Below are 13665 nucleotides of genomic sequence, written 5' to 3' on the forward strand. Positions count from 1 at the left end.
AAGCAGTGGCGGGCGCCTGAGTCTACAACTAAGCTCCACTAGTTGAACCAACCGGCACGAGACGGCATTCCGGGCCCGCCTAGCGACATCCGCACAATTCCTCGTCTGGGCGTAGGGGGCGCGGCAACTTTGCCCAGTTATAGAAGACCTTACCGTCAGAAGGGCGTGTGTGCGGGACAAGCTCCAGGATGTGGGGCGCTGGGACCTCGTCGGCAGTCCCCCGGGCATGCGCTGCTGACTCTTTAAGTAGGTCTGCACGAACGATTTTCACGCCGTTCTCATTGTATCGTGCGTAAGCAGTGACCTCTCCGGTGTCCTTCATGCGAAACAGCGTTTCACCCGGCCCTGCTTTATCAGGGAAATTACCCTGCACCTGCCTGGCCCCCTTGAGGCTCACCCCGATATGCCCTTCATGGGGATCCGTTGGCCCATTACCCCCGAGACCGCCGGACTTGCCGCCCTTGAGTGAACCCGGCTTGTGGCCAAATACCGCTGCAGCCACGCCGACATTTTCCCAAGTGTCGCTATGAATGTCGACGCCCTGACTTGCTATAAACTGTTCGTATTGAACGCCATAGGATTCGCATCCGGCGGCACCGATACCCCCATCCAAGCAGTCCCAATCCCACACCCAGCGACCCAGGTCCACCGTGTAGGGAACAGTGCTCACCAGGCTGTAAAAGCCCTCATCGACGCCGTCGACGACGTCCCCGCCAAGGTCGGTGAGGGAATCGAGCCAGCCACCGTCATCGTCGTCGTCATCGTCACCGCCCTGGTGGGTCCCGCCATCGCCATTGCAACCGCAACCAGGCTGCCCTGCACCTCTGGGGTTTACGTTGGACGTGGGGCCGCCGTCGGTGCGGGGTTCGCTGTGGCCGGTTCCGTCGTCAATCCAGAGGCCGGTGGGGTCGGCGAAAGTGGCAGGGTTGTTGTTGGCGTAGGTGTAGCCGTTGAGGGATTGGTGTTGGCTGGTGTCGAGGACGGGGTCGACGCTGAGGAAGCGGCCGATGGTGGTGTCGTATTCGCGGGCGCCAATGTGGGTGAGGGTGGTGGTGGGGTCGGCGGGGGCGCCGAGAAATGTCTTGTCGTCGGGCCAGGTGGTGGGTTTGGTGCCGCGGGTGACACCGAAGGGTGTGGTGTAGCGCTTAGTGAAGGTCGAGGTGCCGGCTTCGAAGGCGAGGCTGGAGGTGCCGTGGTTGTCGCCTGCGAGGAAGGTGACCTTGTTGGTGCTGCCGCTGACGGTGCGGACGGCGATGGTCTGGCCGGCGGCGGTGTAGTAGCGGTTGCCGGTCAGGGTTGTGGTGGTGCCGGCGGTCTTGAGGTGGACTTCGGTGGCGCCGAGGTAGAGGACGGTTTCGCCGTCGGCGGCGGCGCGGCGGATGAGGAGTTGGCCGTCGGCGTCGTAGAGGTATTTGGTCTGCTTGGTGACGGTCCAGGTCTGAGCTGCGGAGACGCTGCAAGTGCCGAGTTGCAGGTCCTTGCCGTCGGTGGCATCAGCACCGGGCACGGCCAGGCACATCCCGGAGTTGGGGTTGTACAGGCTGCCGTCGTCGCGTTGTGTCCACTGCTGTGCGGCGTTGCCGGTGCTGCAAGCCTTGATCTGTACGACGGATCCGGATGTGGTGCCGGTGGGGGTGGCGCATACGCCAAGGGCCCGGAGAGTGCGGTCGCTCTTCAGACGCCACTTTTGTGCGTCGCTGCTATTGCACGCGGTGATCTCGACGGGCGTGGCGTCGGTGGTGACGCCGCCTTGGATGGTGAGGCATTTGCCGGACAGGCCGGTGATCGGCCCGTCATCGGTGGTCGTGCGGGACAGTTGGCCTTCGGTGTTCCAGTCCAGGATGTGGCCGGTGATTTTGCCGGGACGGATCCAGGTGTTGCCGGTGGCATCGTAGGCGTAGGTCTGGGTGAAGGAGGTGCTGTCGGGCCTGGTGGTCTTGGTCGAGGTCAGCTGGTGGGGCTTGGTGGTGCTGTAGGTGTAGTCGACTGCGGTGTTGCCGGCGGTGGCGTGGCTGGTCTCGTTAGTGCGCAGGCCGGCGTCGTTGTACTGGTAGCTGGACCAGTACGGCGCTGCGCCGCCGAGGTTGGCGGTGGTGCGGCCGGTTTCGGTGCAGTCCGCCGTGGCTGGGGTCCAGGCTTCGGTCAGGCGGCGGTAGCCGTCGTAGGTGAAGCACTGGTTGTCGGTTTTGCTGATGCCGCCGAGGTTGGCGGTGTCGAAGATGGAGGTGACGTTGCCTGCATCGTCCTGGGTGTAGTGAAGGTTCTGCAGGTCGTACGGGTGGAGGTTGTCCGTGGCTACGGAGTTAGTCAGGCGGCGTGTGCCGGGCTCGTAGCTGTTCGTGATGGTGAGCGTGTTGTCCGTGGGGGTCTTTGCCAGATTGAGCTGCTCCAAGTCGCCCAGGGGTGAGTACCCGGCAACTTGGAGGTATTGGCTGGTGCCCTCGGAGGCGAGTTGGAGGCCCAGCCCGTTGTAGGTGTTGGAGACAGTCTCCAGGGCGAGGCCGGCGACGGCTGGTTCTTTCGTGCTCTTGATAGTGCCGTCGAGGTTGTAGGTGGTGCCGAAAACCAGCGTGCTCGGGACACCCGCGCTGAATAGGGGATCGGTCGTGGGTAGGGTGAGCTGGGTGGCGGTAGGTCGGTACAGGGCGTCGTAGGTGGTGACCTTCTTGGTGTACGCCTTGCCGTTGAGGCCACCGTCATATCGGGTGGCGGAGTCCTGGTAACCCTTTGCAAGGGTGTCGTAGTCCCAAGCGGCGAGCAGGTTCGCGTCGGTCTTGGTGCCACTCCACATCTTCCGCTGTCGGCCGACCTTGTCGTACTCGTACGCCAGGACGCGGTTCGCGGCGTCCTTGGTCGTGGCGACCTGGTCGAGCTCGTTGTAGTCGGTGGTGGACTTGCCCTTATCAGGGTCAGTGGCGGTGACCTGGCGGCCGAACAGGTCGTATGTGTACGACCAGGCGGCGTCCGGTCCGGTGACGGTCTTCTGTTGACCGGCCGGGAAGTAGGTGAAGTTGGTGGTGGTGTAGTGCGCCCCGGCGGCCTTGGGGGCGTCGTACTCGCGGCGCTCCGTGGTCTGGCCCAGGACGTTGGTCACGATGGCGACGGCTTGACCGTCGCCAGGGGTCACGGTGTCCCCGACTGGGGGCGTGGTGGTGACGGTGTCACCAGCGTAGGTAGTGGTGCTGGTCCAGCGGGTAACGTTGAAGTTCTTGGTCACTACCTGGGTCGGGCGGGCTGCGCCGTCGTAGGTGGTATCGGTGGAGATGGGGCCGCCGCCTGGGGTGTCGGCCAGGTCACCCTCTGGGCTCTTCTTGTCGTCGTATATGTCGGATGACGTGGTGACAGCGAGGCCGCGGGTGTCGTACCGGGTGTTGGCGATGATGCGTCCACCGCGCGGCGACGGAGTCTGCGTCTGGCGGGGGCGCAGCAGCGAGTCGTAGATCGCGTAGGTGGTGTTGTAGGTGGAGCCGTCGGCCTTGAGGGTTGCGGTGGCGACCCAAGCGTTGTCGGTTGCAGTCGCTGTGACGTGATACGTGTAGACGTAGGTGGGCGGTTTGTCCAGTCCGCGTGTGTAGTTGGGCAGCCAGACCTTGGTGACGCGGCCGAGGGAGTCGTATTCGGTTTCGGTGATCTTGGTGTTGGGGTCGGTGCTCGTCAGGGGCGATCCCCAGGCGGGGTCGAGCGTGGTTGTGGTGCCGTAGGTGTTGGCGTCGGAGATCGTTGTGGAGGTCAGCGGGCCGGTGGCGACCGGCAGGTAGCTGGTGGTGGAGGTGGTGAGGTCGTTGGTGTCCTTCGTCACCTTGATGCGGCCGAGGTCGTCGTAGGTGGTGGTGGCGACCTTCTGCCAGGTGGGGGCATCGACGGCGGTGTAGCCCTTGACGCGGCCGGTCCACCGGGGCTCGCCCTTGGTGGGGGTCTGGGTCTCGGACCAGGTGGTGGTGTCGTAGGCGGTGGCGGTGTCGGAGATGACGTCACCGGCGGTGGTGGAGTCGGCGGGCAGGTTCAGGTCCGCCTCGTCGATGCCGCAGTTCCGGGCGACCACGCGGGTCCGTGAGACCAGGGAAGTGATGCCGCTGGTGTTGCGGGCGTACCAGGTACGGGTGCACTTCTCGTCGCCGGTCTTCGAGTCGTCGCCCTTGTCCTCGACCTTGATGGGCATGCCGAGGTTGTCGTAGCTGGTGACGGTGGTGCGGACCCGGTCGTAGGGGGTGATGCCACTGGTGATGTTGGTGCGGGCGTGGCTGGCGCCGGTCCGCACGAAGTACGCCTCGGTGTCGGCGTAGGACTTGTGCTGGGTGGCTGTGCGCTGGGACCACGGGTCGTTGATGGTGCCAGCCACCTCGTCGGTGCCGTTGTAGGAGACGGACTCGCGGGTGAAGCCGGCGTACTGGTCGCTGTCGGTGATCTCTGCGGCCTTGATGCCGGTGACTGAGACGGTCTTGCGCTTGGTGGGGTCGACACTCTTGCCGTCCGAGCCGAGGACACGGTCGCCGTCCATTCCGCGCAGGTAGACGGTGACGTCCTTGGACTGGGTGCCGCCCGAGTCACCGGTGAGGTGGGTGACCTTCTCAAACCCGCGCCACACCGACCATGTGCGCTCCTTGTCCGGCGTCATCGGGTCGTCGTTGTAGTGCCAGGCGCCGCCACCGGAGTAGCTGTACTTGTTGACGACGGGCAGGCCGCCGCCGGTGGCGTCAGTGGTTCTCACCTCGGTGATGGGATACTTGTGGAACCAGTCCAGTGTCGCCTCGCTCGCACCGTTGGCGGCCCAGTAGACGGGGTAGCAGCGACGGGTGTTGCTGTCGGGGTTGGGCATGGTCTGCCCGGCGACGCAGTCCTGGTCTGCGTAGTTGACGGTGGTCTGTGCGCCTGCTTCGGAGGTGATGGTGTAGAGGCGGGGCTTGTACAGCGGCAGCTTCCCGTCGTGGCTGCTGTCGACCCGGTTGGTGAGCCAGGTGTGGGTGAACGTCACTGGCGGCAGGGCGATGTCGGTGCCGCGCTTGCCGGTGTGCTTGATCTCGTCCAGCCACAGGCTCTGGTCGGAGCTGTCGCCGGTGTCACCGGGGTCGAGGTATTCCTGCTTCAGGTTCCAGGTGTCGGCTTGGGAGTAGTCGTCGGTGGCGAGGGATGTGTCCCAAAAGGAGGTGGTGATGCCGGTCAGCTTCTTGCGGGTGAAGAAGGCCGGGCTGGTGTTGCCAGTGCAGGCGTCGCCGTCCTTGCAGATCGCGTCGAAGGGCACGTCGGGCCAGTTGTCCCGGTGGTCCTCATCCAGCGCATCGCAACCGGAGTCACAGCGTTCGTCAACGGTGAAGACGACCTTGTCGGAGTAGGCCGGGGAGGCGGAGAACAGGGCTCCGGCGCGCTGGCCGTAGTGAATCTCCTTCAAGTAACCGCCGCGGACGTACTCGGTGCCGGGCTTGTCGACGCCGTTCTTGGCATAGAAGTTAGATTCGGCGGTGTACCAGTAGGTCATGGCGTTGTCGTGGGTGTCCACGACGTAATCGAGGTTCCACCGCCAGGCCTGATTCCTGGCGCGGCCGGCGAAGCTGGTCCCGGAGGAGTATCCGGGCTCGCCCGTGTCGTTGCCGAAGACGGGCACGGTCCAGGCCGAGTTGGTGCGGTCCGTCGCGCCGGCGCCGTCGAGCTTGTTCTGGCCGAAAACGTACTTGGTGCCGTTGCCAGTGATGACCGTCCAGTACTCGCCGTTGTCGTCGCCGTTGTCGGCACCGGTGCCGCGGATGACTTTGGACGCGTCGTCGTCCTTCAGGTGCCACTCGTCTGACGTGTCGTCCTTGACCAGCTCGGTGGCCTTGCCGTTCAGCACCAGGGAGGCATTGTCGTACTTCCAGCACAGGTCGTACTTGCCGTCCTCGGCGCCATCGTGGTCACCGTCGTCGTCGTCACAGCTGACGTACTTGCGCTCGACGTAGGAGGAGGTTATGTCGAAGCCCTCACCGATCCACGTGCCCTGGTTGTTGGTGTTGCCGGTACGGCCGTCGATGCTTCCGGAGTCGTACGAGATCGACAGATTCGGTGAGGGTCCGGCCGCGGCGGGCGGTACCCGCAGCGGGTAGGACCAGGTGAACGAGCCGGAGCTACCGCCGGCGTTCCAGGTGGACTCGGCCGACAGCGGGGTTGCCTTGTAGTCGCCTGCGCTCGACTTGGTACCGGCTGCGAGCGCGAGCACCACCGGCGCCGCGGCGGACGCCGTGGCCTCCTTGGCCTCGGGAAGGGAGAGCTGGGCCGTGACCGTCTCGGTGTCGCGGTTGTTGGCGGAGTTCAGGGGCCGCTGGGTGCGGCACGCAGCCTTGTCAGGCGTGGTCAGGGCGCATGCGGGCAGTTCCACCAGCCGCAGACGGCCGGCCCAGTCGCCGCCGTAGGCGGAAGCAAAGCCCGTGTAGTCGACCGTCAGTTGGGCGGCGCCGCCGTCTGCCGGGCCGGCCGCGGTGAGCACGACGCCCTTGACGCCGGCCTTCTCGGCGGTCTTTTGGTCCTGGACGTCCACGGTGACCGAGGAAGCCGTGGCCAGTCGGGCACCGTGCGCACCCGCGTGCGGTGGCGCGATCTTCACCGGCAGGTGTCCCGGCGTGGCGGAGGCAGTGGTGCTCCGGCCTGGGGTGAGACGGACGGTGCCGGCCTTCGGCCAGGTCACGGTGCGGGTCTGGTCGGCCCGAGCCCTTGCCGCATCGGCCCGGTCGGCCTTCTCGGCGGCTGCGACCTGTCGGTCTGCCTTGGTTTCCCGGTGTGAGAAGGGGACGACCTTGTCCACGTGGGGAGCAGGGAGCTTGGGTCGCTCCCGAAGGCTGGGGGTTTCCGCGAAGGCCGGGGCGGTGATCAGGCCGGATAGCAGGGCAAAGCCCAGTGCGGCAGCGATCCGTGCGGTCCACCGCTGTTTGATACGCGTTCTCGTCGGTTTTCTGCTGTGTGCCTTGGCTGTTGCTGTGAACCGTCGCATGGTCATGCCACCCCGCCCGCGGCTCGTCGGCCGCCCGTGTCCGCAGGTCGCCACCACCGTCGGGAGCGACCTCTCATGTGATCGAACGTGCTGAAGGCGGGGCGCCCACACCGGGTGGACGCCCCGCGTGGGAATTAGTCAGCGTGTGGCAGGACCACGTTGCTGATCTGGTTTGTCGTCATCGCTCCGACCCACATCCGGACCTCCGCCAGGGCCCCCGGCAGATACTCGCCCGGGATTCCGCCGGTGGTGCTGCGCCCGGCCGCGAGTTCATCGGTCCCCTGTATTGCCTGGGGGAAGTCCGGGTTGGTCTGCGGCTGCTCCCCGTCCTCTACGTAGAGGTGGAGTGCGCCGTGGCCGGAACCGTCTGAGGTCGGGTCTTGTGCGTTGAACACTCCGGTGACCTGTACCCAGGTGTCGAGGGCCGCGGCCTGCTCGGAGGCCACCGATGCCGTTGTCATCACGGTGCCGGTCGCGTCGACCGCCGTACGGCCAAACCACCACAGGATCGCTCCCGAGGAGGTCTTCTGTGCCCACAGTGACCAGGACGCCTCCTTGCCGGCGACCTGCTGACTCACCACCTGGGCCCGGTATCCGGCCGGCTTGCCCGCCAGGGCGTTGCTGTCCAGCTTCACCCTGGCCGTGATCGTGAACGAGCCGGTCTCATCCACCACCGGTCCTGTGGTGGAGGCGTAGCCGGAGGTGCCGTTCAGTTCCAGGTAGTTTTCGTCGGCGTTGAGGCTCGCCCCGGTAGACAGGTCCAGTGCCCCCACGGGGTACTGGCTCAGTTCGTGGACGGAGGTACCTGTGGCTGTGGTGGCGTCCCAATCCGCCACCATCTCGGTCGAGGGCTGGCCGTCCGCCGTCAGGAGCTGGTCCTCCTGCCGGATCTCGTCCTCGCCCAGAGCCCGCTGCCACACCGCGGCCTCGTCCACGCGGCCCTTGAAGTAGTAGGTGTATGAGCTTCCGCCGTAGAAGCGCCCGAACTGCAGGCCACTGGTAGCGGCCCACGGGGTGTATCCCGGCGCGGCAGTCTTCAGGACTACGGGCTGGCCCTGCGGACGGCCGTTGACGAACAGCTGGATCGTGTCATTGGCGCTGTTCGTGTCGCCCTTGGTGTCGAACACCCCTGTCAGGTGCGTCCACACGCGCAGCGGCGGACTCGCGGCGTCAGCCTGCGACACTATGTAGGCCTTGGTGCTCACGTCCTGGTCTGAGCGGCTGAAGATCCACTTCTTCGCGCCGGCCGAGTAGTACAGGGCAAACGCCGTGGCGTTCGTGCCGTTTTCGGTCAGTACCGCCTGATTCTTGCTGCCATCTACCAGGTACGCCCACGCCGAAACAGTGAAGGAGTCTTGCGTGTTCACCACCGGCGCCGTCGTCGCGGCGTATCCGGACTGCCTCGCCGGATCACCGTCAACGGGGTCGTTCAGCCACAGCGAATAGTCCGCGTCACCGCGTCGGCCGATGCCGCCCCATCCGGCGCCGGTGGTGTAGAGGGTCGCGTTGCTCCGTGTGGTTCCCTCGGTGGCGGAGTCCTTGGCCACGGTCACGGGATGCTCCTGGCCATCGCCCGGCAAGCCGTCGTCGAAGTGCCAGCGGCCCACCGCGCCTGCAGCCGTCGAGACCTTGAACCGGAGCTCGGCCGGCGAGCCCCAGTGACCGGCGGAGTCTTTCGCCTCCACTACGAGTGTCTGTACTCCGGCAAGGGGAGGGGTGATGCACGCCTTTACTTGCACTGCCGGATTCTGCGTGACCACAGGCGGGTTGGCGCAGGGGGCAGGAGTCGAGGCGTTGACTTCCTTCGCTGTCGCTGTGATCTTCAGCCGCCAGCGGTAAGCGGCGATGTCCTTGTCCAGCGCGTTCGGCTTGAAGGTGAAGGATCCGACCGTGCCGGGCGCACCCTTGTTTTCGCAGACTCCGTTCACCTCATCGCATGCCACGTAAGGCAGGGAGTCAGCGAAAATCTGGGGCGGGCTCGGGAAGGTGGTGTCGATCTTGAAGTAGCACCATGGCGAGAAGGCCGAATAGAGGTCGCCAGACTTACCGTCGTAGGACCAGTGGGACTGGGTCCGCGCACGGTATCGGTAGGTGATGCCGTTGGTACGGGTGTTCTCCATCTTTTCCAGTGTGCCGTCGGGATCCCAACCCGAAGCGGGCGGCTGCCCGGTCCACACCTCCTCCCACGTGTTGTCGGGATTGAGGCGGGCCACTCGGAAGTCCGCGCGCAGCGAACCCGGGTCCTCACCGCTCTTGGGCTGCGTCTGAGTCTGCACCCGTGCCTGCACATTCGGGTTCGTCCGGGTGACCATCAAGGGGGACGAAGAGGAGGTGTTGCAGTACGCGGTCTTACCGTCGCCCGGGATCACACCGGCATCTGTAGGAACACCGGGCTTGGGCACATAGGTCACCTGCAGTGAGGCGTTGTCATCGAACCGCTTCCAGGCGTCCGGATCGCTCTCGTTGTCGGCTCTCAACATCAGGGTCAGCCGGGAGATCGATCCGTCGGCAAGCTTGCGGACCGTGGAAGTCAGATTCTCATCCGCTTCGCCTGCATTGTCCTTGAAGTCTATCCACGCATCCGGCTGTGCCGGACTGCACTCGTCGCCGCGGCCGGCAGAAACGTAGGTGTCAACGAGGTGATCGAGCTGGTCCGGGCCGGGCCACCTCGTGCCTTCGGAGATGTTGTTGGTCCGCTCCAAGGTCACCATGTGCGGGGTGCAGGAGAACGACCACGTCTCGTAGGCGCGGAATGTCGCACTCACCACGTACTTGCCGGCCAAAGAGCCCGCGCCGTACTCGAAGTACATCCGGTTCGTGTAATTGTTCCCGCAGTAGTAGGGGCCCTCCACGCTGCAGCGCCCGACACCCAGGTCCCCGTTGAACTGCCAGAATTTGTCACCGTCGGAGGAGAGCACGGTACGTTCCGACGCCGTCAGACCAACCGGCGGGTCGATGTAGACCGGATAGACGGTGTCCTCGCCGCGGAGCACGTCCAGGTCCGGCTTGACGCTGACCGTCCCGTTTCCCACCGTCACCGGCAAGACGGTGCTGGCATCGCCGTCCCCCGGCTCGGTCACCGGATCCACCCCCGCCGCCACCCGGGCCCCGGGCCGTGCCTGGGCCGCGTCGCCGGCGGAGTCCCACATCTGTCCGGCCGGGCCACGCAGCACCGCGTTGCCGTTGTCGTCGATCGCCCGCAGACCGCCGCCAACTCCCGGAACCACGTCCAGCCGCGTACCGATGGCGGTCAGCGCGATGTGCTCCAGCTCAGGATTGGCGGCCGCCTGCGCGGTCTTCACCACGAACACCTGCCGATAGCCCTCGGCTGTGGCCGTCAACTGCAGATCGACCCCGGGGTAGACCTCGGCATAGGTGGCCGTGGCGCCATCCAACACCGGCGCGGACAACGTTGTCGGCAACCCCAGTGTTACCGAGCGGCCATCCTTGCCGACCCGGATCAAGTCACGCCCGTCGCCGCCACCGGAGAAGGACAGGTCGACCACCGCGCTCTTCGGACCGACGCTGCCGTCCGTCCGGCGCTCCAACGCCGGATCAAGATCACGCCACGAACCGTCCGGCGCCTTCGCCCGCAGCGGCGCCGCCGACTGATCCAGCGTGAAGGTGCCATCGGGATTCGCCATCGTCGTCGAGTACTCCGTACGCGACGAGGTCACCTCCACCGGCTCCCCCGTGGCCGCGGCCTCCTCCGACGGCGTCTTCGCCACCACGGATGGAGCGGCCTGTGCCGTCGTGGCGGAGAGGCCGACGAGCGGCAGTACAGCCATCAATGCCGTCACGGCAGTCACGCCGGAGACCAAACGTCTCGCCCGCGCCCAACGCGCGCCGGCACTGCGGCGCGACATACCCCACCCCATGACCCCACCCCGAACTCACAAAACCTTTACAGAGCTCGGATCCTGCTCTTGGCATATACAGCTGGTCAACCGTCAGATCGACCTGTTCGGAGACCAGTCGGCAAGCGAGTCCGATTAGGGAAATGTGGCAGGAAATGAACAGCGCATACAAGCTGAATCACAGGTGAATCAAAGAAGAAGATCACGCACCTCGGCCCTCTACGGACCTCGCTCACCGTTCCCCGCCGATGCCCTGCCCACCGTCCTCAACCCCATCGACCGCCTCGCCGCGTCGCCTGTCATCAAGGCTTTCCTCGGTTCCCCGGTCGGTAGCTACGACATGCGGCACGCCATGGATCGCTCGAAAGTCGTGTGGATCTGCCCGGCCGGCACCGGCCCCACCGACCGGCTACTGACGTCCATGATCGTCCGCGACATGCTCCGCGCCGGGTTGTCCCGTCGCGATGTCCCGGAGCGGGACCGCAAGGCGTTCCGGCTGTACCTGGACGAGCTGATCTCCCTGGACGGGGCCGCCTCGAGTTCGCTGGCTGAGATCACCGAGCAGCTGCGGAAGTTCGGGGTGCGGATGCACGGGATGACGCAGCTGCTCCACCGCATCAGCCCGGATGTACGGACAGCTCTGCTGCAGAACGCGTCGTCGCTGTCGACCACCGCTGGATCGGTCGAGGCCGTCCGGTACATCACCGATGAGTGGGGTGAGCAGGTCAGCCCAGCTGACGCAGCCGAGCTCGGCCGCTACCAGCACTTCGCTTCCTTCACCGTCGGCGGCAAGCGCGTCGGACCGCTGCGGATCCGCGGCCCGGAGCTCAACGACGTGTTCCGGGACCTGTACCGGCCCACCAAGCGCGGCTCACTACTCAATGCCGCCCACGACAACACCGACGCCAAACCGTTGTCGGAACTCACCGCCGTGGCCTCCACCCACGAAATCTCCGTCCTGGCCTTCCTCACCGGCCAGCCGACCGGCAAGAGCGCCGACCAGCCGTCGGCCACTGTCACAGCCGAGCCGCAGCAGTCGTCACAGTCCGCTGCTGATGTCACCGAAGAGGAGAAGCAGTACCGATGAACATCACCGAGGACACCGCCCAGGACATGCTCACCGACTCGGACCGTGAGGCGGGGACGCAGCCCGCCACCGACGACTCGGCAGCACACCGAGCCCTGGCCCTTCTCGCTCAGCACCGCCTGGCCACCACCCCCCCACCTGCAGCAACTGGTCGCCCCCGACGCCTCCCGGCAGTTCACCAGCCGCGCCCTCAACATGCTCCGCGAGGCCGAGCTGGTCTCTTACGCGATGGTGGGCAGCCGGATGCGGGTCTGGTTCCTCACCGCTCAAGGCGCCCGGGCCGTCGCCGGGTGGCCCGAGCTGCGCGGGCAGCCCGCCCTCGCCCCGGGTAGCCCAGTGGAAGCCTCGCTTCGGGCTTCCCACACACTCACCGTGCTGCGCACGCACCTGGCGTTCCTCACCGACGCCCGGGCCCGCGGGGACGAATACGGACCGCTGGACTGGGTGCCCGAGGTCGCACACCGGCTGCCGGACACCGGCGGTGAGGACCGCCTGATCGCCGACGCGGTCCTGCACTACACCGCCACGAGACCGCAGCGCCTGCAGTACCGGGCATTCGTCGAGGTCGACCGCGCCACGATGAGCAGCGAGCGCCTCGCGAGGAAGCTGATCTCGTACGCGCGGTTCCATGAATACGTGCCGCAACCGCCCGGGCGGCGGGGCACCGTCGCCGACCAGGACGCGATGCTGGCCTGGCAGCGGTTCTATCCGCGCTTCCCTCGGGTGCTGTTCGTCCTGACCGGCGCTGGGCCGGATGCGCTGCAACGGCGGATCGGCGACCTGCGGGCCATGGTCGCGGGGCACCCGCTGGTGACCCAGCTCGCCGGGCATGTCCAGCTGGGTGCGGCAGTGCTGGAGGACCTCGAACAGTTCGGAGCGTCCGGCCCGGTCTGGACGCCGCTTTCGGGCGACCGTGAGCGGCGTTCCTGGATGGATTTGTAGGCGCAGATGAGGAAGCTGCGTAGCCGGCCGCCGCGGTTCGTGGCGCTGGACAACAGGGCCGTCGACGATGTGCGGCTGAGCGTGTTGGACGTCGGGCTACTCGCGGTGGCGCTGCGCTGCCCGGACGGCGCGGACTTCACCGTCGCCTCGCTTGCGGGTAAGCGCAGGCCTGGACGTGAGGCGTTGACCAAGGCCATGCGGAACCTCGTGGCCTGCGGCTACATCGTCAAGCTGAAGATTCAGACGGCCAGTGGAACGTGGCGCACCGAGTTCTCCGTGGCCGACCTGCCCTTCACCCGCGATGACGTCGATGGCCTGCTCGCCGAAGTCCCGGACGCGCGGGCAGTGCGGGTGGAGCCCGTGTGGCTCGACCCTCGCAGCGCCACGGCGCAGTCGCCGGGAGATCAAGGAGGGGACGGGTCGGCCGCTGCAGGCCGAAGCCGAGTCACGGGATCCCGTCACTCGGTGGTGACCAGCCAAAACGACGAAGATCAGCAGGTGGGACCGAGTGACGGCTTTCCGACGGTCGGTGATCCGACGGTCGGCGGCCCGTCGGTTAAAGAACTAAGACTTCATGTACAAGGCGGGAGGGACTTCTCTCTCTCCTCTCGATCGGATGGCACCGCAGCGGCGGTGCCCGAGAGAGAGACCGCGAGCCTGCCAGGAAGGCGCGAACTCTCGGCGGTACCCATGCCGTCCTCACCGGCCCGCGAAGTGGAGGGCGCGAGCCAGCGGACCGGTAGGCCGGCAGCAGGTCCCGTTCTGGTGAACCCCCGGGCAGCTGGAGATCGCGTGGCCGAGGCGTGGGCGGAGGCCCGGCGCCG

4 protein-coding genes are annotated in these 13665 nt (G+C 66.3%); 2 read left to right on the forward strand and 2 right to left on the reverse strand.

Annotated features, from left to right (window positions below):
* Window positions 1-79: 79 nt before the first annotated feature.
* Together ACFYYN_RS37865 and ACFYYN_RS37870 are read right to left on the reverse strand one after the other, a co-directional pair.
* Complete coding sequence (locus ACFYYN_RS37865; RefSeq protein WP_500549427.1) at window positions 80-6955, reverse strand: ricin-type beta-trefoil lectin domain protein; 6876 nt, start codon at window positions 6953-6955, stop codon at window positions 80-82.
* Between the two features lie 134 nt (window positions 6956-7089).
* On the reverse strand, window positions 7090-10764 hold the full coding sequence (locus ACFYYN_RS37870; protein ID WP_500549361.1) for a laminin G domain-containing protein: 3675 nt from the start codon (window positions 10762-10764) through the stop codon (window positions 7090-7092).
* A 193-nt stretch (window positions 10765-10957) separates the two neighbouring features.
* Between ACFYYN_RS37870 and ACFYYN_RS37875 the strand changes: the two genes are divergently transcribed.
* Both ACFYYN_RS37875 and ACFYYN_RS37880 read left to right on the forward strand, forming a co-directional pair.
* A complete protein-coding gene (locus tag ACFYYN_RS37875; protein WP_500549362.1) occupies window positions 10958-11899 on the forward strand; it encodes a type IV secretory system conjugative DNA transfer family protein in 942 nt (313 codons plus the stop codon).
* A gap of 45 nt (window positions 11900-11944) precedes the next feature.
* Window positions 11945-12841, forward strand: coding sequence for a replication-relaxation family protein (locus ACFYYN_RS37880; protein ID WP_500549363.1), 897 nt, complete (start codon window positions 11945-11947; stop codon window positions 12839-12841).
* Window positions 12842-13665: the final 824 nt, after the last annotated feature.

It is taken from the genome of Streptomyces sp. NPDC001902 (assembly GCF_042891295.1).
In the GTDB taxonomy this organism is placed as follows: domain Bacteria; phylum Actinomycetota; class Actinomycetes; order Streptomycetales; family Streptomycetaceae; genus Actinacidiphila.

Bases quoted from the DNA above. Each gene is read 5' to 3' on its own strand.
- ACFYYN_RS37865 (WP_500549427.1), bottom strand. From the start codon at position 6,955: ATGCGACGGTTCACAGCAACAGCCAAGGCACACAGCAGAAAACCGACG.